This window comes from Kitasatospora sp. NPDC101108, assembly GCF_055584725.1.
The window spans coordinates 204,929-224,207 of record NZ_JBVJLM010000010.1 but is presented as its reverse complement, the minus strand read 5'-3'; the positions used below and the strand labels follow the sequence as shown (position 1 = coordinate 224,207).

The 19,279-nt window shown below is 74.2% G+C and carries 22 protein-coding genes and 1 pseudogene; 12 read left to right on the top strand and 11 right to left on the bottom strand.

Annotation, left to right across the window (positions count from 1 at the left end):
- Window positions 1-181 precede the first annotated feature (181 nt).
- Both ACZ6Z8_RS22865 and ACZ6Z8_RS22860 read left to right on the top strand, forming a co-directional pair.
- Entirely contained in the window at window positions 182-715 is a 534-nt protein-coding gene (locus tag ACZ6Z8_RS22865) for a pyridoxamine 5'-phosphate oxidase family protein (RefSeq protein WP_465611908.1), read from the top strand.
- A gap of 194 nt (window positions 716-909) precedes the next feature.
- Window positions 910-1,866, top strand: a complete 957-nt coding sequence (locus ACZ6Z8_RS22860) for a helix-turn-helix transcriptional regulator (protein WP_465611907.1) — start codon at window positions 910-912, stop codon at window positions 1,864-1,866.
- 183 nt (window positions 1,867-2,049) lie between these two features.
- On the opposite strand, the gene ACZ6Z8_RS22855 is transcribed toward ACZ6Z8_RS22860, so the two are convergent.
- Together ACZ6Z8_RS22855 and ACZ6Z8_RS22850 are read right to left on the bottom strand one after the other, a co-directional pair.
- The gene (locus ACZ6Z8_RS22855) at window positions 2,050-3,540 is read right to left on the bottom strand and encodes an FAD-binding protein (RefSeq protein WP_465611906.1); all 1,491 of its coding nucleotides are present in this window, start codon (window positions 3,538-3,540) and stop codon (window positions 2,050-2,052) included.
- Between the two features lie 206 nt (window positions 3,541-3,746).
- Window positions 3,747-4,088 (bottom strand): hypothetical protein, encoded by a 342-nt coding sequence (locus tag ACZ6Z8_RS22850; protein WP_465611905.1) that lies wholly within the window; start codon window positions 4,086-4,088, stop codon window positions 3,747-3,749.
- Window positions 4,089-4,500: 412 nt separating this feature from the next.
- On the opposite strand from ACZ6Z8_RS22850, the gene ACZ6Z8_RS22845 reads away from it, so the two are divergent.
- From ACZ6Z8_RS22845 to pgm, 3 genes are all read left to right on the top strand, one after another.
- Window positions 4,501-5,376 carry a GNAT family N-acetyltransferase gene (locus ACZ6Z8_RS22845; RefSeq protein ID WP_465611904.1) on the top strand — a complete coding sequence of 292 codons (876 nt, stop codon included), beginning with the start codon at window positions 4,501-4,503 and terminating at the stop codon, window positions 5,374-5,376.
- A gap of 9 nt (window positions 5,377-5,385) precedes the next feature.
- Window positions 5,386-5,685 carry a YciI family protein gene (locus ACZ6Z8_RS22840; protein WP_465611903.1) on the top strand — a complete coding sequence of 100 codons (300 nt, stop codon included), beginning with the start codon at window positions 5,386-5,388 and terminating at the stop codon, window positions 5,683-5,685.
- A 183-nt stretch (window positions 5,686-5,868) separates the two neighbouring features.
- A complete protein-coding gene (gene pgm / locus ACZ6Z8_RS22835; protein ID WP_465611902.1) occupies window positions 5,869-7,509 on the top strand; it encodes a phosphoglucomutase (alpha-D-glucose-1,6-bisphosphate-dependent) in 1,641 nt (546 codons plus the stop codon).
- A 221-nt stretch (window positions 7,510-7,730) separates the two neighbouring features.
- Here the strand turns inward: pgm and ACZ6Z8_RS22830 are convergent, their stop codons facing one another.
- Entirely contained in the window at window positions 7,731-8,981 is a 1,251-nt protein-coding gene (locus ACZ6Z8_RS22830; RefSeq protein ID WP_465611901.1) for an MFS transporter, read from the bottom strand.
- A gap of 126 nt (window positions 8,982-9,107) precedes the next feature.
- On the opposite strand from ACZ6Z8_RS22830, the gene ACZ6Z8_RS22825 reads away from it, so the two are divergent.
- A complete protein-coding gene (locus ACZ6Z8_RS22825) occupies window positions 9,108-9,482 on the top strand; it encodes an ArsR/SmtB family transcription factor (protein WP_465611900.1) in 375 nt (124 codons plus the stop codon).
- A gap of 47 nt (window positions 9,483-9,529) precedes the next feature.
- On the opposite strand, the gene ACZ6Z8_RS22820 is transcribed toward ACZ6Z8_RS22825, so the two are convergent.
- Window positions 9,530-9,979 carry a VOC family protein gene (locus ACZ6Z8_RS22820; RefSeq protein WP_465611899.1) on the bottom strand — a complete coding sequence of 150 codons (450 nt, stop codon included), beginning with the start codon at window positions 9,977-9,979 and terminating at the stop codon, window positions 9,530-9,532.
- A 96-nt stretch (window positions 9,980-10,075) separates the two neighbouring features.
- Between ACZ6Z8_RS22820 and ACZ6Z8_RS22815 the strand changes: the two genes are divergently transcribed.
- Complete coding sequence (locus ACZ6Z8_RS22815) at window positions 10,076-11,113, top strand: helix-turn-helix transcriptional regulator (protein WP_465611898.1); 1,038 nt, start codon at window positions 10,076-10,078, stop codon at window positions 11,111-11,113.
- 58 nt (window positions 11,114-11,171) lie between these two features.
- The gene (locus tag ACZ6Z8_RS22810; protein ID WP_465611897.1) at window positions 11,172-11,888 is read left to right on the top strand and encodes an HAD family hydrolase; all 717 of its coding nucleotides are present in this window, start codon (window positions 11,172-11,174) and stop codon (window positions 11,886-11,888) included.
- An 82-nt stretch (window positions 11,889-11,970) separates the two neighbouring features.
- Here the strand turns inward: ACZ6Z8_RS22810 and ACZ6Z8_RS22805 are convergent, their stop codons facing one another.
- A complete protein-coding gene (locus ACZ6Z8_RS22805; RefSeq protein WP_465611896.1) occupies window positions 11,971-12,576 on the bottom strand; it encodes an SMI1/KNR4 family protein in 606 nt (201 codons plus the stop codon).
- A 195-nt stretch (window positions 12,577-12,771) separates the two neighbouring features.
- Between ACZ6Z8_RS22805 and ACZ6Z8_RS22800 the strand changes: the two genes are divergently transcribed.
- Window positions 12,772-13,530, top strand: coding sequence for a maleylpyruvate isomerase family mycothiol-dependent enzyme (locus ACZ6Z8_RS22800; protein WP_465611895.1), 759 nt, complete (start codon window positions 12,772-12,774; stop codon window positions 13,528-13,530).
- Window positions 13,531-13,595: 65 nt separating this feature from the next.
- Here ACZ6Z8_RS22800 and ACZ6Z8_RS22795 read toward each other — a convergent pair whose 3' ends face one another.
- Window positions 13,596-14,066, bottom strand: a complete 471-nt coding sequence (locus ACZ6Z8_RS22795) for an HIT family protein (protein ID WP_465611894.1) — start codon at window positions 14,064-14,066, stop codon at window positions 13,596-13,598.
- A 342-nt stretch (window positions 14,067-14,408) separates the two neighbouring features.
- Window positions 14,409-15,068 carry a GNAT family N-acetyltransferase gene (locus tag ACZ6Z8_RS22790; RefSeq protein WP_465611893.1) on the bottom strand — a complete coding sequence of 220 codons (660 nt, stop codon included), beginning with the start codon at window positions 15,066-15,068 and terminating at the stop codon, window positions 14,409-14,411.
- Between the two features lie 76 nt (window positions 15,069-15,144).
- Here ACZ6Z8_RS22790 and ACZ6Z8_RS22785 point away from each other — a divergent pair.
- Window positions 15,145-15,306, top strand: a pseudogene (locus tag ACZ6Z8_RS22785) (AMP-binding protein); the annotation flags it as partial.
- A 144-nt stretch (window positions 15,307-15,450) separates the two neighbouring features.
- Here ACZ6Z8_RS22785 and ACZ6Z8_RS22780 read toward each other — a convergent pair.
- A complete protein-coding gene (locus ACZ6Z8_RS22780) occupies window positions 15,451-16,389 on the bottom strand; it encodes an NADP-dependent oxidoreductase (protein ID WP_465611892.1) in 939 nt (312 codons plus the stop codon).
- A gap of 123 nt (window positions 16,390-16,512) precedes the next feature.
- Between ACZ6Z8_RS22780 and ACZ6Z8_RS22775 the strand changes: the two genes are divergently transcribed.
- Both ACZ6Z8_RS22775 and ACZ6Z8_RS22770 read left to right on the top strand, forming a co-directional pair.
- Window positions 16,513-16,962 carry a winged helix-turn-helix transcriptional regulator gene (locus tag ACZ6Z8_RS22775; protein WP_465611891.1) on the top strand — a complete coding sequence of 150 codons (450 nt, stop codon included), beginning with the start codon at window positions 16,513-16,515 and terminating at the stop codon, window positions 16,960-16,962.
- A gap of 137 nt (window positions 16,963-17,099) precedes the next feature.
- The gene (locus ACZ6Z8_RS22770; RefSeq protein ID WP_465611890.1) at window positions 17,100-17,399 is read left to right on the top strand and encodes a hypothetical protein; all 300 of its coding nucleotides are present in this window, start codon (window positions 17,100-17,102) and stop codon (window positions 17,397-17,399) included.
- A gap of 42 nt (window positions 17,400-17,441) precedes the next feature.
- Here the strand turns inward: ACZ6Z8_RS22770 and ACZ6Z8_RS22765 are convergent, their stop codons facing one another.
- The 3 genes from ACZ6Z8_RS22765 to ACZ6Z8_RS22755 form a co-directional block, all read right to left on the bottom strand.
- Complete coding sequence (locus ACZ6Z8_RS22765) at window positions 17,442-17,675, bottom strand: hypothetical protein (protein ID WP_465611889.1); 234 nt, start codon at window positions 17,673-17,675, stop codon at window positions 17,442-17,444.
- Between the two features lie 92 nt (window positions 17,676-17,767).
- On the bottom strand, window positions 17,768-18,292 hold the full coding sequence (locus ACZ6Z8_RS22760) for a P-loop nucleotide/nucleoside kinase family protein (protein WP_465611888.1): 525 nt from the start codon (window positions 18,290-18,292) through the stop codon (window positions 17,768-17,770).
- A 237-nt stretch (window positions 18,293-18,529) separates the two neighbouring features.
- Complete coding sequence (locus ACZ6Z8_RS22755) at window positions 18,530-19,129, bottom strand: AAA family ATPase (RefSeq protein ID WP_465611887.1); 600 nt, start codon at window positions 19,127-19,129, stop codon at window positions 18,530-18,532.
- Window positions 19,130-19,279: the final 150 nt, after the last annotated feature.

The window sequence follows — 19,279 nt, the reverse complement described above, 5'->3', positions numbered from 1 at the left end:
CGTCGCGAGCCCTTCTGCACACCGGGAAACCCGGCACACCGGGAAGCCCGGCACACCGGAAGACCCTGCACACCGGGAAACACGACAGGAGATGTCGGGTTGGGGGAGGACAGTGGGTCACCGGCCGGGGCCGCCACGGTGCCGGCCGGGACCACCGACAAGGCAAGGACCCGAGCCCCCCATGCGCGAGACACCCGACGAGCTCCACCGCCTCCAGGCCCTCCTGGACGCCTCGCTCTCCCGTTCCACCGCCCACCTGCGCTCCATCATCACCGGCGAACGCACCCTCACCGCCGAGCAGCTCACCCGCGTGCTCACCGGCATGTGCACCCTCGCCCTGTCCACCGTGACCGCCAAGGGCGAGCCGCGCATCAGCGGCGTGGACGGCCACTTCCTGCACGGCAAGTGGCACTTCGGCACCGCCCGTTCCTGCGCCAAGGCCCGCCACCTCGCCGCCCGGCCCGCCGTCAGCGCCGCCCTCCTGCGCGGGGAGGACCTGGGCGTGTTCACCCACGGCACCGTGGAGACCCTCAACCCCCACGGCGGCCCGGCGGCCGCCGACTGGCCGGAACTGCTGGCCTACTTCCGCGACTTCTACGGCCACGACGCCTTCGACTGGGACAACGACGTCGTCTACTACCGGCTGCATCCGCACTGGATGACCGCCTTCGCTTCCGACCCCGCCCAACTCGGGACAACGGCGGACCGGGCGTGACGGACGCCGTCCCCGGTGGCCGGACCTGACGGATTCGACCGGCGCGCTGCCGAACCGGGACCACCTCCCGGCGCCGCTCGACACCAGCAGCGCGCCGCCCCCGTCGGGGCACGGGGTACCGACGCGCGGCGCGGCCGCGGCAGCGGCGACAATGGCGTGAGGGCCGTAGCGGACAGCGAGCGAGGAGGGGCGGGGTGCGGGCGAGCCGGACCATCGCGTTGCTGCTGCTCCTGCAGACCCGGCACACCATGACCGCCGCGCAGCTCGCGGCCGAACTGGAGGTCTCCGAGCGCACCGTGCAGCGCGACATCGCCGCGCTGCTCGAAGCCGGAGTGCCGGTGTACACCGAACGCGGGCGCGGCGGCGGCTACCGGCTCGTCGACGGCTACCGCACCCGCCTGACCGGTCTCGAACGCGCCGAAGCCGAAGTCCTGCACCTGGCCGCACTCCCCGGCCCGCTGCGCGACATGGGTCTGGCCGCACACGCCCTCGCCGCCCGGCTGAAGGTCGCCGCCGCCCTCGGTGACGCCCCCGCGAGCGCCGCCCGGCGCTTCCACCTGGACGCACCGGCCTGGTTCCACGACCCCGAGACGCCGCCGCTACTCGCCGAGGTCTCCCGCGCCGTGTGGCAGGACCGTGTCCTCCACGCCCGCTACACGGCCCGGGGCGCCACCCGCCTGCGCCGTCTGGAACCGTACGGCCTGGTCCTGAAGGCCGGCCGGTGGTACGTCGCGGCCCGCGGCCCCTCGGGGCGCATCGCCTCCTACCGCGTCGACCGCTTCGAGAGCGCCGAGGCCGGCGACGAACGCTTCGACCGCGACCCCGACTTCGACCTCGCCGACTACTGGAGCACCGCCGCCCGGGAGTTCACCCGCGCCATGCTGCGCGAACGCGCCCTCGTACGCCTGAGCCCGCTGGCCGTGCGCGACCTGCCCGTCCTGCTGGAACCGGTCGCCGCCGCCGACGCGCTCGCCACCGCGGGTCCCGCGGACACCGACGGCTGGGTCACCGTGACCCTGCCACTCGAAAGCTGGGACCTCGGCTACGTCGAACTCCTGCGCCTCGGCCCGGAAGCCGAGGTCCTCCACCCACCCGAACTCCGCGCCCGCCTCGCCGAGGCGGCCCGCCGCACCGCCGCGCTCTACAGCTGACGGGCCGTGTCGCTTCGGGGGCCTCGGCCCGGGGGCGAGGTGTTCGCCCACCTCAGCTTCTCCTCCGCGGGCCGAGGCCGGCCGTCAGGCCGGTCGGGCTTGCTGCGCGTCCGGCGGGCCGGTGCCGCGCGCTGCAGCCTACCGGGGCCGCACACGGCCGGGGCGGCCCCGGTAGTGTGCGGGTCAGGTGCCGTGGATGCCCTGGCCGGGGGTGAGGATGCCCGCCGGGTCGAAGCGCCGCTTGGCCTCCTGCACCCGCTGCCACAGCTCCCCGTAGTGGCGCTGCCAGTCCGTGGCGGTCATTCCCGGTACCGCCCCGATCAGGTACCGCTTGCCGCCCAGTTCCACCGCCCGCTCGTACAGACGCCGGTTGCGTTCCAGCATCGCGGCGATGTCCGCGCCCGGCGCGGGGAAGGCCAGCAGGTCGAAGTGCCAGCCCACCTGTTCCCGCGGCAGCACCGCCAGCGGGGTGCGCACCCGCTCGCGCGCGTACGGGTAGAAGAGCAGCAGTCCCGCTCCCAGGTCGGCGGCCGTCAGCGACGCGGCCGCCTCCCGCATGAACACCCCCGCCGTGGAGGCCGGCAGGAACAGGCTCAGCCAGGGCTTGGGCAGCCCCCAGAACCCCGCCGCCCGCAGGTAGCCCGCGAACGCGTCCACCCGGAACGCGTACTCGCGCCAGCCCTGCTCCACCACCGACGTGCCCTCCGCCACCGGGTTCAGCCCCGCCAGCAGCGCCTGACGGTCCACCGGGCGGCCGGTGTCCCCGTAGGCCACCAGCTCCGCCGTGTACCGCCACCGCTGCCCGTCCGCGCTGCGCACCACGTTGCCGACCTGCAGGTCGAAGCGGCCGTCGGCCAGCACCCTCTGCTGGTCGGCGAGGTAGGCGTCCAGGTCGTCGTAGGCCAGGGTGAACACGGTGGAGCGCTCGCGCGCCGGCACCAGCGCCAGCGTCGCCCGTACGATGATCCCCGCCTGCCCGCCGCCGGCCAGCACCGCCTCGAACAGGTCCCGGTTGCGCTCCCGCGAGGCCGTCACCAGCTCGCCGGTACCGGTCACCACCTCCAGCTCGCGCACCGTGTCCGTCTGCAGGCCGTGGTGCTGCACCGCCCCGCCGATCCCGCCCACGCTCAGCGTCCCGCCCACCGACAGGTGCAGGTAGTCCGTCAGCACCGGCGGCATCCAGCCCTGCGCCAGCGCGGCCTCGGTCAGCTGCGCCCAGGTCGCGCCGGCCTCCACCACGGCCTCGCCGGGGCGCACCGACAGCACCCGGTCCAGGCCGCGGGCGTCGACGGCGATGCCGCCGCGCGCGTTGGCCTGGCCGTAGCTGGAGTGCGACTCCAGCCCCGCCTGCCCGACCACGGCCGCGTCCCCGCTCTGCCCGTTGACGGCCACCGGGATGCGGTGGCGCCGGGCGAAGTCGACGACCCGCTGCACGTCGCGTACCGAGGCGGGCCGCAGCACCGCCCGCGGTGCGGCGCTGACCAGGTGGCCGAAGTCGGTGGAGAACCGCTCCAGGCCCTCACCGCGCAGTGTCACCGTCCCGTCCACTGCGGGCAGTTGGGCGACGTCGGCCTGCGGGGCGGTGGCCCAGGCGCGGGTGGCGGTGTTCCAGCCGACGACGGCGGCGCCAGCACCGGCGATCAGGGCGCGGCGGGACAGTCCTGACCTGCTCATATCAGCTTTTCTCCGATCAGTCGTCAAATAGGGATTGTTGTACCGCAACCATCCCGCCACCGCCTACCGCCACCGCCTACCGCCACGGCCTGCCGCTACCGCCTACCGGCTACTGGCTGCCGCCTACGGCCTACCGGCTGCCGGACCGCGCCCGTCCGGCGCCGCCGCGTGTCCCTGCTGCTCCTGCGCTCGCGTGCGGGGACGCGTTACTGGCCTGCCTGTCCGAGTCGGCGTTCGATCTCGCGCAGTTCCCCGACCGAGTGGTCCCACATCCGGCGCTGGTAGGCGGGGGCGTCGGCGGGGATGCGGGCGCTGACGGTCCGCGCCTCTTCCAGCAGCGCCTGCCGTGCCTGGGGCAGGCGGGCCACCCGGGGGCTGGTCTCGCCCAGTTCCCGCAGGACGTAGGCCAGTTTGTAGGCGTAGGCGCGGGGGCTGACCGCGAACAGGGTCCGGTAGACCCACATCCCCTCCTCGCCGGTCAGGATCCGCTCGTTGTGGCTCATCAGTCGTACCCGCGCCTTCAGCACCAGGTCGGTGTTCACGTTCATCTGCCGTTTCCCCCTTGGTTGTTGCTCCTGTGCGCCCACCCCCCGGGTTGCCGCGCCGGGGCGCGGCGCAGCGCACGCCGGGTGCCCGGGATGCGGGCGGCGGCGCGTGGGCCGTGGGAAGGGGAGTGGGGTGTTGCACGAGTGTGCGGCGTGGGCACGGGGCGCGGCAAGGCGGAAGAAGGGTGGGCTGCGTCCTACCGGAACCCTTGCCTGGCCTGGCAGGATTGGGGTCGGCACCCTCACGGCGACCGGGCGCCCGCACCGCGCGCCACACCCCCGCCGCACGGCGCACCGTCCCCTTGCTACGCGGTGTCGCGGCTTCGTCGTGCGGCGCCGCGGTCCGGAGGTGGCCCAGTGGGGCCGTGGGGAATTGGTCCCTCCGTTCGGTCAATTCGGCACTACGGTGGGCACCATGACAACGGGATCCACCGCGACCGACCGCCCCGCCCCCACCACCGCCGCAACGGCCCCCACGACCCCCACGGCCCAGACCCCCGCCGTCGCTGCCCCTGCTCCTGCCCCTGCTTCTGTTCCCTCGGCGGGGGCCCTGGCCGAGGCGCCGATGCGTCAGGCCCGTAACTCCGCCGCGTTCTGGAGCGCGGTCGGCCGAAGCCGCGGGCACCGGGTGATCCGGCGCCGAGGTTTCGTCGCCGTCGACGGCGACGAGCGCGCCGGCCTGCGGGTCCTGATCCAGGAGCCCGACCTGGACCAGGACGACCTCGCCGAGCTGGGCGATCTCGTACGCCGGGCCGCGGGCCCCGTCAACGCCGAGGACCCGTACAGCACCACTGACCTGAGCCACCTGGGCATGCGCGACTGGCAGATGCCCGTGATGCTGCGCCCGCCCGCGCCCGTCGGTGAGCCGGCGCTGGAGGTGGTGCGAGTGCGGCGGCCCGAGGACCTTCGGGAGGCCGAGCGGATCGTCATCGCGGGCTTCGAGCTGGCCGCCTTCGAGCCCCACCGCCCCGGCGAGCTGTTCCCCGCGGCACTGATCGAGCAGCCCGGCGTGGACGTGTTCCTCGCCCGGCACGACGGTGTGGCCGCGGGAGCCTGCGTCAGGCTCGTGCAGGACGGCTTCGCCAGCCACTACTGGGTCGGCACCAGCCCGCTCCTGCGCTCGCGCGGCGCCGGCCGTGCCGTCATGCTCGCCTCCCTCGCAGGCCTGGCCGGCCTGCCCGCCACCCTCACCGCCTCCAAGCTGGGCCGGCCGCTGTACGAGTCGCTGGGCTACACCGTCGCGGCACCGGCGACCTGGTGGGCCTCGCCCCGTCCCGTCCCGGGGAACTAGCCTGACGCCATGTTCATCCTGGAGCTGACCTACACCGCCCCGCTGGAGCGGATCGACGAAGCGCTGCCGCAGCACGTGCAGTGGCTCAACGGCCACTACGAGGCGGGCACGTTCCTGGCCTCGGGGCGCAAGGTGCCGCGCGACGGCGGCGTGATCCTGGCCGTGGGGGAGGACCGGGCCCACATCGAGGAACTGGTGGCCACCGACCCGTTCGTGCGGCTGGGGCTGACCGAGTACCGGGTGACGGAGTTCCTGGCCACCGTCACCGCCCCGGTGCTGGAGGCCCACCGCCAGCAGCTGCCCGCCTGAGCCGAACGGCCGTCGCCCGTCCGGGCGGGAGGGGCGTCGTCGGCCCGGGCGCGGTGCGCCCCGAGTGGCCCGAACCCGCTGATGCGGTTCGGGGCACGGTCGTGTTCTGGCTACGATCGGTGAGCGCGGGGCGAGGACGTAACGCGTGTTTCGGGATTTCGGCATTTCGGCGGGAGTGGACGGATGGCACACGCACGGGCCGGGCAGCCGGCGCAGCCCGGGGATCTGGTGGACGTGGCACGGCTGGTGACGGCGTACTACGCGCTGCGCCCGGATCCGCAGGAGGTGGCGCAGCGGGTGGCGTTCGGGACCTCGGGGCACCGGGGTTCCTCGCTGGACGCGGCGTTCAACGAGGACCACATCGCGGCGACCACGCAGGCGATCTGCGAGTACCGGGCTGGGCAGGGGGTGGCGGGCCCGCTGTTCCTGGGCGCGGACACCCACGCCCTGTCCGAGCCGGCGAAGGCGACCGCGCTGGAGGTGCTGGCCGCCAACGGCGTGGAGGTGCTGATCGACGCCGCCGACGGCTACACGCCCACGCCGGCGGTCTCCCACGCGATCCTGGCCCACAACCGGCGCAGTCCGCGGGCACTGGCCGACGGCATCGTGGTGACGCCCTCGCACAACCCGCCGCGTGACGGCGGCTTCAAGTACAACCCGCCCAGCGGCGGCCCGGCCGGTTCCGAGGCCACCGGCTGGATCCAGGACCGCGCCAACGAGCTGATCCGCGAGGGCCTGCGCGGGGTCAGGAAGGTGCCGTACGCGCGGGCGCTGGCCGCGGCCACCACCGGGCGCCACGACTTCCTGGGCGCCTACGTGGAGGACCTGCCCTCGGTGGTGGACCTGGACGCGGTCCGGGCGTCGGGGCTGCGCATCGGCGCGGACCCGCTCGGCGGGGCGTCGGTGGCCTACTGGGGACGCATCGCCGAGACCCACCGCCTGGACCTGACGGTGGTCAACCCGGTCACCGACCCGACCTGGCGGTTCATGACGCTGGACTGGGACGGCAAGATCCGCATGGACTGCTCCTCCCCGGCCGCGATGGCCTCCCTCATTGGCCGCAAGGACGAGTACGCCATCGCCACCGGCAACGACGCGGACGCCGACCGGCACGGCATCGTCACCCCCGACGGCGGCCTGATGAACCCCAACCACTACCTGGCGGTGGCCGTCGACTACCTCTACCGCCACCGCGCCGAGTGGCCCGGCGACGCGGCGGTGGGCAAGACCCTGGTCTCCTCCTCGATGCTGGACCGCGTCGCCGCCGACCTGCGCCGCACCCTGGTGGAGGTCCCGGTCGGCTTCAAGTGGTTCGTCGAGGGCCTGCTGGAGGGCTCGATCGCCTTCGGCGGCGAGGAGAGCGCCGGCGCCTCCTTCCTGCGCCGCGACGGCGGGGTGTGGAGCACCGACAAGGACGGCATCCTGCTGGCCCTGCTCGCCTCGGAGATCACCGCCGTCACCGGTACCACGCCCAGCGCCTACTACCGCGACCTGACCGAGCGTCACGGCGCCCCCGCCTACGCCCGGGTGGACGCCCCCGCCGACCGCGAGCAGAAGGCCCGCCTGGCCCGGCTGTCGCCCGAGCAGGTCACGGCCGGGGAGCTGGCGGGGGAGAAGATCACCGCGGTGCTCTCCCACGCGCCCGGCAACGGGGCGGCCATCGGCGGCCTGAAGGTGTGCACCGACAACGCCTGGTTCGCCGCCCGGCCCTCGGGCACCGAGGACGTGTACAAGATCTACGCCGAATCGTTCCTGGGCGACGACCACCTGGCGCGGGTGCAGCAGGAGGCCCGCACGCTGGTCGGCGAGGTCCTCGGGGCCTGACGCGCACCCGCCCGGTGCCCCACCCGCCCCTCGGAAAGGGGGCGGGCGGGGCACCGGGCGTTGGCGGTTGGCCGTACGGGCCGGGGCAGTACTCCGGCCGCGCACGGACCGTGGCCGCCCGGGAGGCAGGGCGGCCCCCGGAGCCCGCACCGGCGCGGTCCCGCCGCGGTCCCCGCCGCTGGGGCACGGACGACGGCCCGTCACCGGCGAAGGCCTGTTCCTCAGCCCTGCACGGCTTCCCGGCCGTGCGCCACCGCAGCTGCGCCTGCCGGGGCCGCTGCGCCTGCCGGGGTCGGGGTGCCCGGGGCCGGGGTGCCCGGGGCCGGGGTGTGTGCGCGCTGGTCGCGGGTGGTGGCTGCGGCGATCGCGCACGCCGCCAGTGCCAGCACCGCCGCCGCCAGCGGGAACCATCGCTCGCCCAGCACCGCGATCGCCGCCGACCCCGCCACCCCGCCCGCCGCCGTCCCCAGGTACAGGGCGCTGCTGTTCAGCGAGATCAGCAGCGGCGCGTTGACCGGGTCGATCGAGGCCAGCCGGTGCGGCAGCGCCACCGACACCGCCCACCCGGCCAGCGGCACCACCACCGAGTACGCCAGCGCCCCGGGCATGCTGCGTCCCAGCCACGGCAGCGCGGCGAAGGCGCACGCGGCGACGGCGGAGCCGGCCAGCAGCACCCTGCGCACCCCGGCGCGGTCGACCAGGCGTCCGCCCAGCCAACTGCCGGCCACCGACATCACGCCGGCGGTGAACAGGACCAGGCTCAGCCGGTCGGCGTCGCCGCCGGTGGCGCCGTGAACGGCGGTGGCCAGGTAGATGTAGACGCTCTGGAAGGCGAGGAAGAAGGCGAGGGTGGTGGCACCCGCGCCGAGTACCCGGCGCTGGGCGAGCGGGGCGAGGCGGGCGCCGAGGGTCGCGGCGGCGGCGGGGGCGGGCAGGCCGCGCAGCAGGGCGGCGAGTCCGGCGAACGCGGCCAGGCCCAGCGCGGTGACCAGCCACATCGTCAGCCGCCAGTCGGCGCGTCCGACCCAGGTGCCCAGCGGCACGCCCAGCGCGGTGGCGACCGTCATGCCGCCGAGCACGGTGGCGATCGCCCGGCCGCGCCGCTCGGGGGCGACCAGGGTGGTGGCGACCGCGTTGGCGGTGGGGGTGTAGAGGGCGGCGCCGGCCGCGGCCAGCACCCGGGTGGCCAGCAGCAGCCCGTAGTCGGGCGCGAGGGCGCTGAGGGCGTTGGCGGCGCTGAAGACGGCGAGCGCGGTCAGCAGCAGGCGCCGGCGCGGCCAGCGGGCGGTGGCGGCGGCCAGCGGCGGGGCCAGCAGCGCGTAGCCGAGCGCGAAGACGGTGACCAGCTGGCCGGCGGCGCCCACCGACACGTCCAGGTCGGCGGAGATCGGGCCGAGGATGCCGGCCACCACCATCGAGTCGGTGCCCATGGCGAAGGTGCCCAGGGCGAGCAGGAGCAGGCGTACGGGCACGGGAAAGCCCCCCGAGGCTATTGTTGGACGACCATGCAACGGTTTGATGCTCGCCAAACAATCCGTGATTGGTGGATGATTGTCAAACCATCCACTGCCGCCGCACCCCCGAGGACCGGAGCCACCATGACCCCCGCGCCCGCGCCCCCCGCGCCGCCCGTGACCGCCGCGCCGACGGGGGAGGAGCGGCTGCCCCAGCCCGCCACCGCCGACATCGACCTCGTCACCGTCCTGCACGCCCTCGGCGACCCGGTGCGCATGCGCCTGCTGCTCAGCTACGCCGACGGCGCCGAGCACTCCTGCGCCCCCCGCGACCTGGGCCTGGAGCACCTGCACAAGTCGACCGTCTCCCACCACATGCGGGTCCTGCGCGAGGCCGGCGTCACCACCACCCGCGTCGCGGGCCGCAATCGCTTCGTCAGCCTGCGCCGCGCCGACCTGGACGCCCGCTTCCCCGGCCTGCTGGACGCCCTCCTCGCATCGGCGCCCGCGACCGCCTGAGGCCCGGGGGCCTCGGGCGTGGGGCGCACGCCGGTGCCGCGGCGGTGTCAGCGTGCCAGTCGCGCGGCCGCCTCCGGGGTGACGGGCGCGAAGAAGTTGACGAGGTTGCCGTCGGGGTCGCGGACCAGCAGCGAGCGGTTGCCCCAGGGCATCGTGGCGGGCCCGGCGACGACGTCGACCGGACCGGCGCCGGCGCCGACATCGGCACCGACATCGGCACCGGCACCTGCGTCGGCGCCGGTCAGGTCCGCGTGCACCCGGTCCACGTCGTCGACCAGGAACTCGGTGATCACACTGCGGTTGTCCGCCGCCGTGGCGCTGCCCGGGGCGAACAGCGCCACCGTGCGGGTGGAGGCGATCGCCAGCGTCGCCCTGGCGGTCCTGAGCTCCGCGAAGTCCTCGGTGGCCCACACCGCCCGCGCCCCCGTCGCCCGCTCGTAGAACCCGACGAGGCGGGCCACGTCGCCGGTGATGATGCGGATCGAGACGAAGTCCATGGAATCTCCCTGGCCGTGCGTGCTGAAACCTTGCGTTCCGCAGGCTAGGGCCGATACCGGACAGAACCGGTCCGGTATCCGCGGTAGGTTCTTCCGGTGCCCCGACCCACCGCCCGCGTGCTGACCCTCCTGGAACTGCTGCAGTCCGGCGGCACCCGCACCGTCGCCGAACTCGCCGAGCGCCTCGGCGTCCAGGGGCGCACCGTGCGCCGCTACGTGGACCACCTGATCGAGCTGGACGTGCCCGTGGAATCGGTGCGCGGCCGCTACGGCGGCTACCGCCTCGCCCCCGGCTACCGCCTGCCCCCGCTCATGCTCGGCGACGACGAGGCGCTGGCCGTGCTGCTCGGTCTGCTCGCCGCCCGCCGCACCGCCCTGACCGCCGCCCAGCGCACCGCCAACGAGACAGCCGCCGCGAAGATCCGTCGGGTCCTGCCCCGCCACACCGCCCGCCGCCTCGACGCCCTCCAGGACACCGTCGCCCACACCGACCCGCCCGCGCCCACCGGTGCGGGCACCACCGCCACCCCCGACGCCGACGTGCTGCTCACCGTCGCCGACGCGGTGCGCCACCGCCGCCCCCTCGCCATCCGCTACACCGACCGCGACAACCGCCCCAGCGAGCGCACCCTGCACCCCCACGGGATCGTCAACCACGGGGACCGCTGGTACCTCACCGGCACGGACACCCTCCTCGACGAGGAACGCACCTTCCGGCTCGACCGCGTCACCGACGCCCGGACCCTGCCCGGCACCTTCCAGGAACCTGCCGGCCCGGACGGCCCGGACGGCCCCGACCCCGCCCAGCGCCTGATCACCGGTTTCGCCACCGCCGACTACCGCCACCGCGTGACCCTGCGCATCCACGCCACCCCCGAACACATCCGCGCCCACCTGCCCGCCACCGTCGCCGAGTTGACGGAAACCGAGCCCGGCCCGGCCCGGGCGGACGGGGCACCCGGGCAGCAGCGCTGGCTGCGCGTCGAACTGCGCGCACAGCACCTCACCTGGCTTCCCCCGGTGCTCGCCGCACTCGACCGGCCCTTCGCCATCGAGCGGCCCCAGGAACTGCGCGACCTCGTCACCACCCTCGCCAACCGCCTCGCCCGCGGCGCCCGCGACGGCGACACGTAAGGTCCCAACCAGGGCGCGGCCATTCGCGGCGCAACCGGAACGGAAAAAAGGACGGTCCATGCCGATCAGGGGCGTGCTCTTCGACGTCGACGACACCTTGTTCGACTACACGCGCTCGGAGCAGGCGGGCATCCTCGCCCACCTCCGGGACACCGGCCTGCTGGAGCGCCTCCCCTGCCCGCAGGCGGCACTCACCCTGTGGCGCGATGTCATGGAGGACCAGTACGCCCGCTACCTCGCCGGGCAACTCACCTTCCGCGGCCAGCAGTACGAACGCACCCGCCAGTTCCTCGCCCGCCTCGGCCAGGACGGGGCCGAACACCTCAGCGACGACCAGGCCGCCGCCTGGTTCGCCGGCTACGCCGCCCACCGGGACGCCGCCTGGGCCGCCTTCCCCGACGCCGGACCCGCCCTGCGCCGGCTCGCCACCCACTACCGGCTCGGCATCGTCTCCAATTCCGACGCCGACCACCAGCGCCGCAAACTGCGCGCCATCGGCCTGCTCGACCACTTCGGCGACGCCCTCGTCTGCTCCGACCAGCACGGCGAAGCCAAACCCGCCCCCAGCATCTTCCACGCCGGCTGCGCCGCCCTGGGCCTGCCCCCGCACGAGGTCGCCTACGTCGGCGACAAGTACACCCTCGATGCCGAAGGCGCCCGTAACGCAGGCCTCCACGCCTTCTGGCTCGACCGCGCCGCCACCGACACCCCCGTCGCCGACGGCATCCACGTCCTCCACTCACTCACCGCCCTCCCCCACGCCCTCACCCCCTGACCGGCGCTCACCCCCACCAGGCAAGCCCCCGCCCCGCCGCCGCATCCGCCCAGGAAGTCGGCGGCCCCGACTTCCTGCACGGTCAACTTCTGTGATGCGGCCACACCGAGTGAGCGATCCGCCGGCGAACGGGACGGGTGGGGAGCCGGGGTGAGGTGAGAGCCAGGGCCCGGTTGTCCTGTCCGGCAGCCATGTGATCGAGCCATCGTTCGTACCAGGCGAGGAAGTTCGGGGCCGATGAGACGTTCGGACCCCAGAAGCCGTCTGCGTTGCCGATGAGCATGCGCCCGGTGAGCGGTCCGGTCAGGCATATCAGGGCGAGATCGCTGCAGCCGCACTCGACGACGTGCAGGAACAGGTCACCACGGCGGGTGGCACGGCAGGCCCGGCTGAATCCTCGCGGGCCCGAGCCGGCGTCTCGGGAGTTCATCGTGAAGAGCTTGCAGTCCTCCAACGGGATCAGTCCGTAGTACGGAGACGCGCCGCTGCCGCCCATGTTGGTGAGGAAGTCCCGATAGGGCTGCGGAAGTTCCACGTCGTGGTCGGCCTCAAAGGCGTACGTCTGTTTTTCGGTGAGACGAGGGCCGAGACGGAACTCGTGCCGCTCCTCCCCGAAGGAGTGGCTTCGGGTGGGCGCGTAGGGGATGCGTGCCAGTTTGCGTCGCAACCGCGGGATGCGGGAGTCCATGCGAGTTCTTCTCTCGTGTCGCCCGCAATCTATCGCACGGCACCAGAGCTCATCCTGCGAGCAGGACCTCCTTCCTCAGCTGCCGCACTCGTCGCGCTCCGCGTGCGGCCCCACCACACGCCCCCTCAAGTGACCCAATTGCAGGTCAGTCTTAATCGAGTGCGAGCGTCCCAGTCCCGGTGATACAAGTTCTGCGTGACTGAACATCTCCACTTCTCCACCCTGCTGCGGATGATTGACGAGCGGTCCGCCGCGTTCCGCGCCGCCGTCGCCGCGGCCCCCAGCCTCGACGCGGACGTCCCCTCCTGCCCGGGCTGGACGCTGTACGACCTCGCGAACCACCTCAGTGAGGGTGACCGCTTCTGGGCCTACATAGCGCTGAACACCGCGCCGGGCGACGAGCGGCCGAGCAAGGACGGGCTGGCGGCGCCCAGGGAGCGCGAGGCCCTCATCACCTGGCTGGCCGACTCTACGGAGCAACTGCTCACCGCTCTGCGCGAGGCCGGCCCGGACCGGGGCTGCTGGGCCTGGTGGGAGCCGCTGGCCTCGCCGCACACGGTGGCCGCCGTGGCCCGCCGCCGCGTCCCGGAGTCGCTGATCCACACCTACGACGCCCAGCTGGCCTCCGGTGCCCCGCAGGAGCTGCCGACGACCGAGGCGGTCGACGCCATCGAGGAGTTCCTCGCCACCGTCTGCACCGTCACGGTCCCGTGGCCGGGCGAGCCCGCCACCATGGACTACCACGCAGCCGAGGCCGGCTCCTGGCGCCAGACGGTGGACGCCGCCGGTTCCCGCTTCACCCGCCTCACCGCGGCGGAGGCCGCCGAGAGCAAGCCCACCGCCGCCGTCTACGGCACGGCGAGCGAGATGGCCCTGCTCATGTACATGCGCATCCCGGCCGGCTCGCTGCGGATGGAGGGCGACTCCGACCTGCTCCAGCGGCTGCAGGACTGAGGCTGAGAACGCCTGACGAAATGCGGTGCGTGAAGGCGACTCATCGGCGGCGTGCTCGCGGGACCCTACCGCAGTGCTGCCTTCAGGCGGCCCAGCTGCGCCAGCAGCTCGGCCGGGGCCAGCGAGCGGGCGCCGGCGAATGCCTGGTCCGGGAGCATGGTGCGCGGTCCTGAGTCGTCCACGTAGCGTGGCAGGACGTGGGTGTGCACGTGGGCCACGGAGTTGTTCATGCACTGGTAGTTGATCTGCGCGGGCGCGTAGACGCGATGGATCGCAGCGCCGACAGTCCTAACCGCGGACCAGTAGCCCGTGACCTCCGCGTCGGTGAACAGTGCGGGATCGGGCACGTGCCGACCCCGGAACACCACCACGCTGTACCCCGGGCTCGCAGGCCGCTTCAGCAGATACGCGTCGGCGAACGAATCGGCGTACCAGCGGACGCCCCACTCGTCCTCGTCCGGGCGACCCTGTGCACACTTGGCGCACCCCTCGCCCGCCCATTCCGCTTCCCACGAATCCGCCCATGTCCTGGCCACGAACCAGAGGTTACGGCACTGCGGCAGCAAGGAACGGGTGCCGCACTTCGTGCGGACGGCACTGCTCGTACCACCGGAGGGCTTCGTCCCGTCTTGGCGCCCCCTCCAGGGCTCCGACGTGCGAGAAGTCCACTGCTGCACAAGAGAATTCGGGGCCCGTGCCTAGGAAGTCGGCGGGTCCGACTTCCTACGCACGGGAGCATCGGTGGCCCTGGGGCGGGGCGCGCTGCTCCCAGGAGCGTGCGTATGGGAGGTCGGGCTGGCCGACCCGTCGTTCCGATGGGCCGGTTGCGGGTGGCAGGCCGATCGGCGCGGGGGGTGGGTGTTGGGTTTTTGTGGGAGTTATTCGGGCGGGGTGGGAGTGGCTCCGAAGACGGTGCGGCAGGCGGGGGTGAGGCCGGTGACGGTGACCGGGACGGGCGGGCCCTGCCAGTGGTCGCGGGACAGGCGCAGGCGCTGGGTCTCCACCACGCGTCCGTCCAGGACGTCGCGGCTGATGCCGTCCGGGCGGTAGCCGAGTTTGCGGGAGACGGCGAGAGAGGAGTGGTTGTCGGCGAAGGACAGCGACGTCGCCGACACCGCGTCCAGTTCCGCGAAGGCGAGATGGAGCATCGCGGCACGCATCTCGGTGCCCAGTCCCCGGCCCTGGTGCTCCAGGCCGATCCAGGAACCGGAGGTGATCTCGCGCCGCACCGCGAACTCCTCGGCCCGCATGTCCTGCACGCCCACCGGCTGCCCCTGGTGGAAGGCCACCAGGGGCAGCGCCCAGCGCTGCGCCGTCCAGCGCCCCATCCGGCGCCAGTGCATCTGGAGGACGTGGCGGGCGCGTTCGGCGGGCGGCAACTCTCCCCACGGGGTGAGGAAGGGGCGTTCGGCCGGCAGGTGGACGCCGCACGCCGCGAGGTCCGCGACCTCGCCGAGCTCGTCCTGGGTGGGCAGGCGCAGTTCCAGGCGGGGCGTGGTGACGCGCAGGCCCGCCAGCGGCCAGTAGTCGGTGATCATCCGGCACAGTGTGCCCAAGCCGCCGCGACCGCACCACGGCTTTTCCCGGCCGCCCGGCGGGCCGGCGGCACCGCGGGTCCTGCCCCCGCTGCTCTACCAACTCCTCGACCACCCGGCCGTCGGCCGCACCGACCTGTCCAGCCTGCGCCGCGTCTCCTACGGCGGCTGCGCGGCCTCCCCGACCCGCATCCGCGAGGCCCTGAAGGTGTTCGGTCCGGTGCTGGTGAGCGGCTACGGTACGCCCCCGAGGCCCTGCACCAGGTGAACGCCATCCCGCTGACGTCCGTCGGCAAGCCGGACAAGAAGCGTCTGCGCGAGGCGGCGACGGCCCGCTGAATGCGACGGCTGCTGAGCGCGACGGCGCGCCCGCGGGGAGGCCTGCTCAGGGCACCAGCACCAGCCGTCCCCGCAACCCGCCGCGGGCCAGGTGCTCGTGCGCCCGCGCCGCGTCCTGGAGCGGCAGGGTGTCGGCCACGCGCAGGGTCAGCCGGCCGTCGGCCGCCAGCGCCGACAGCCGCGCCAGCGCCGGCCCGTCGGCGCTCACCCACACGTTCACCACCCGGATGCCGCGCAGCCCCACCGGCTCGCTGCCGCCGGCGAGCGCCGCGAACGCCCCGCGCCCGCGCACCGCACCGAGCGCCGCCACCCCCAGCCGGGCCGCGTCCACCGCGCCGTCCACCCCACCGGGCACCAACTCCCTTACGGCTGCGGCCACATCGGGCACCGTACGCGGCACGAACCAGCGCGCACCCAGTCCCCGCACCAGTTCCTCGTCCTCCTCGGCGGCCAGCGCCACCACCCGCAGCCCGCGCAGTGCCGCCAGCTCGACCGCGAAGCCGCCCACCGCCCCCGCCGCGCCTGTCACCAGCACGGTGGCACCGGCGGGCAGTTCCAGAAGGTCCAGGGCCTGCAGCGCGGTCAGGCCGTTCAGGGGCAGCGTCGCCGCCAGCGCCGGGTCCACGCCCGCCGGGGCCGGCGCCAGCGCCTGCGCGTCCAGCACCACGAACTCCGCGTACCCGCCCAGGTCCACGTCCAGGCGGTCCCGCAGCCCCACCACCCGCTGGCCCGGCGCGAAGTCCGCGACCCCCGGCCCGACGGCGTCCACCACCCCGGCCACGTCCCAGCCGATGCCCGTCACCTCCCGCCGGCCCATCAGCCCCGCCCCGGCCAGCGCACCCGAGCGGGTCAGGGCGTCCACCGGGTTCACCCCCGCGGCCTCCACCCGCACCCGCACCCGTCCCGGGCCCGCCACCGGCCGTTCCACCTCCACCAGCTCCAGCGCCTCGGGCCCGCCGAAGTCCCGCACCACCACCGCGCGCATCGCACTCCACTCCTTCGTCAACAGAAACCCTTGCGAACACCGCCCAACCTAGGGAGAGTTGCTCTCCAATGGGAAGGACGCACCCCAAGGTGCGTAACCGACCCCGAGGAGAGGAGCAGGCCGATGCCCACCATGACCGCCGCCCAGCGCCGCGCCGCCGAACGGGCCGGCTACGACGCCTACCTCGCCGAGTGCCCGGCCCGTCAACTCCTCGACCGCATCGGCGACAAGTGGGTCACCCTCGTCGTCAACGCCCTCGCCGACGGACCGCAGCGCTACAGCGACCTGAGAAAGCGCCTGGCCGGGGTCAGCGAGAAGATGCTCACCCAGACCCTGCGCACCCTGGAACGCGACGGCCTGCTGCACCGCACCGTCACCCCCAGCGTCCCCGCCCGCGTCGACTACGCCCTCACCCCGCTCGGCCACGGCCTGCTGCCGCTCGTGCGCTCGATCAAGACCTGGGCGGAAGCCCACATGCCCCACGTGCTGGCCGCCCGCGCCGACTACGACCACCGCCAGACCGACGGTCACCGACCGCACCGAGAGGCAGCGACGGGCACCGCGGAGAGGTAGCCACCGGCGCCGGCCGCAAGGGCACCGGCACCGTACGGCAGGACCGCGGCCCCGGCCGACCGGGACGCGTCTGTCGGTGGGTTCGTCTACGGTGGGGCCCGTCCGGCAGCTGGAAGACGGAACGACAGGGGCGGCACATGGCCACGGCGGAGTTCGAGCGGCTGCGCGCGATCATGGGGGAGCCGGCCTACACCCCGGCCCGGGTGCCCTGGGAGCTCGCACCTGCCGAGCTCGGCGTCCAACTTCCGTCGGACTACCGGGCGTTCATCGACCTGTACGGTGCGGTGAACTTCAACGGCGAGTGGGGAGTCACCAGCCCGCGGCGCAGCGCCGGGGAGGGCCTGAGCGGCTTCGCGTACTGGCGCGCTGGAGGCTGGACGGCCGAGCGGTGGGACGGCCGGACGGCCGCGCTGGCCATGCCCTGGGTGCGCCGCTGACACCGCCGCTCAGCGCGGCGCTCGCGCGATCTCCGGGTCAGATCAGATCCGCGGGCCGCGGCCGCAGCGCACACTCCAGCGGGCGGACGGGGAGGATGTCGCGCCGTCGACGCGGGTGACCGTGAGGGTCGCTCGCATGCCGTTGAACAGGATCCGGTCGCCCGGTGCGAGGAACAGCGGCTCGGCCAGTTCGCAGAAGTAGCCGAAGTCCGCCCCGAGTTCGTCGACCATCACGAACCGCGGGACCGGGGTGCTTCCGTCGGTGACCAGTTGCATGCCGGGATCCTCGCACGCCCGGCGGCACACGCCGCGACCGGGTTTGCGGCGTCGAGCGGCGTCGAGTGGCGTTGAGCGAGGGTCAGCGGCGATCAGCGGCGGGCGAAGGCGGCGATGTCCGTCAGCGGGGGGTCGTAGCCGTCGGTGGTGTCCACGCACAGCCGCGGTGCGCCCGCCATGGCCGGCGGGGTGAAGTCGTCCAGCAGGTTGCCCGCGCTGGGCGGGGCGGCGAGCAGGGCGCGGTCGGCGTGGGCGGCGCGGTGGCGGCCGGTGGCCAGGCGCTCGGCGATGCGGCGCCGGGCCAGGGCCGGGTCCACCCGGCAGTGCACCACCCGCAGTTCGGTGCGGGCGGCCAGCGGCTCCAGTCGCGGGCGCCAGACCCGGTCCTGGTAGGCGGCCTCGGCGACCACGCTCACCCCGGCGCGGACCAGCACGTCCAGCACTTCGAAGAAGGCGTCGCGCACCGCCTCGTCAGGGGCGGGGGAGCGGGTGCCGGCGTGCAGCAGGCCCTCCTTGATCTCGTCGCGGCACACGGCGGGGCAGCCGACGGCGTCGGCGAGCGCGTGCGCCAGTGTCGTCTTCCCGCTGCCCGGCCCGCCGCTCACCACGATCAGCACCGCTCGTCTCCCGTCCGACCCGCCCGCGTGACTGCCCGCGTTGACCGTCCGCGTGCACCGTCCGCGCGCACTGCCCGCGTGCACCGCCTGTCGGGCCCTTTGTACCCGAAACCCGCGCCGCCCCGGGCCGTACGCAGGGACGCTCAGCGCCGGCACCGGGCTGATCCCGGACCTCGGGGACGCCTTCGCCTCGTAGCGGGCGGTACGGCCGCAGGCGCCGGCTGCCCGGGCGGCGGTTCAGGCCCAGGCGGCGGCCAGGCGCTGCGACAGGGTGTCGTAGGGCAGGCAGTCGACCACCGGCAGGTGGTGGGCGCGGGCCTGGGCGGCGAGCCAGTGGGAGTAACGGGCGCTGACGGCGGCGCGCTCGCTCTGCGCGCCGGCCTGCGGTTCGCGCCGGGCGTAGTTGGCGCTGATGCGGGCCGCCTCGCCTTCGTGGAGGAACACCGCGGCCAGGCGCCGGCCGTGTGCGGAGGCCTCGGCGGCGGCGCGGGCGGCGGCGCGAGGGGTGAGGTAGTCGCCCTCGACGACGGCGGGCACGTCGACGCTCAGGCGGTTGCGCACGACGCCGAGCAGGGCCTCGTCCAGGGCGTGGGCGGTGGCGATCTGCAGTTCCAACACCCGTTCGGTGTCCAGGACCTGGGCACGGGCGGTGGTGAAGTGGTGCAGGCCGGGGTGGGTGGCCGGCGTGGTGGCGGCCTGCAGGGCGGCGACGACATCGTCGAACTCCACGGTGAACGCGCCGTGCACGGCGGCCAGGCGGCCGGCGGCGCGGCTCTTGCCGACGCCGGAGGCGCCGCCGATCAGCAGGACGTCCCAGGGGCGGTGGTCGGTGTGCATACGGTCACATTAATGGCGGGCGGTCATCCGTCCGGGGCACCGGCTGCGTCGGAAGGAGTGGGGGAGGCGCCCGCGGTCGCGGCGGCTTCCCGGCCCGGCCCCCGGCGCCCCGCAGCCGGCCCAAGGCCCGGTCCCCGCCACCGCCGCCTG

Bases quoted from the DNA above. Each gene is read 5' to 3' on its own strand.
- ACZ6Z8_RS22775 (WP_465611891.1), top strand. From the start codon at position 16,513: ATGCCCACCATGACCGCCGCCCAGCGCCGCGCCGCCGAACGGGCCGGC.
- ACZ6Z8_RS22855 (WP_465611906.1), bottom strand. From the start codon at position 3,540: ATGAGCAGGTCAGGACTGTCCCGCCGCGCCCTGATCGCCGGTGCTGGC.
- ACZ6Z8_RS22805 (WP_465611896.1), bottom strand. From the start codon at position 12,576: ATGGACTCCCGCATCCCGCGGTTGCGACGCAAACTGGCACGCATCCCC.
- ACZ6Z8_RS22790 (WP_465611893.1), bottom strand. From the start codon at position 15,068: ATGATCACCGACTACTGGCCGCTGGCGGGCCTGCGCGTCACCACGCCC.
- ACZ6Z8_RS22820 (WP_465611899.1), bottom strand. From the start codon at position 9,979: ATGGACTTCGTCTCGATCCGCATCATCACCGGCGACGTGGCCCGCCTC.
- ACZ6Z8_RS22765 (WP_465611889.1), bottom strand. From the start codon at position 17,675: ATGCAACTGGTCACCGACGGAAGCACCCCGGTCCCGCGGTTCGTGATG.
- ACZ6Z8_RS22755 (WP_465611887.1), bottom strand. From the start codon at position 19,129: ATGCACACCGACCACCGCCCCTGGGACGTCCTGCTGATCGGCGGCGCC.
- ACZ6Z8_RS22825 (WP_465611900.1), top strand. From the start codon at position 9,108: ATGACCCCCGCGCCCGCGCCCCCCGCGCCGCCCGTGACCGCCGCGCCG.
- ACZ6Z8_RS22845 (WP_465611904.1), top strand. From the start codon at position 4,501: ATGACAACGGGATCCACCGCGACCGACCGCCCCGCCCCCACCACCGCC.
- ACZ6Z8_RS22810 (WP_465611897.1), top strand. From the start codon at position 11,172: ATGCCGATCAGGGGCGTGCTCTTCGACGTCGACGACACCTTGTTCGAC.
- ACZ6Z8_RS22850 (WP_465611905.1), bottom strand. From the start codon at position 4,088: ATGAACGTGAACACCGACCTGGTGCTGAAGGCGCGGGTACGACTGATG.
- ACZ6Z8_RS22770 (WP_465611890.1), top strand. From the start codon at position 17,100: ATGGCCACGGCGGAGTTCGAGCGGCTGCGCGCGATCATGGGGGAGCCG.
- ACZ6Z8_RS22780 (WP_465611892.1), bottom strand. From the start codon at position 16,389: ATGCGCGCGGTGGTGGTGCGGGACTTCGGCGGGCCCGAGGCGCTGGAG.
- pgm (WP_465611902.1), top strand. From the start codon at position 5,869: ATGGCACACGCACGGGCCGGGCAGCCGGCGCAGCCCGGGGATCTGGTG.
- ACZ6Z8_RS22865 (WP_465611908.1), top strand. From the start codon at position 182: ATGCGCGAGACACCCGACGAGCTCCACCGCCTCCAGGCCCTCCTGGAC.
- ACZ6Z8_RS22840 (WP_465611903.1), top strand. From the start codon at position 5,386: ATGTTCATCCTGGAGCTGACCTACACCGCCCCGCTGGAGCGGATCGAC.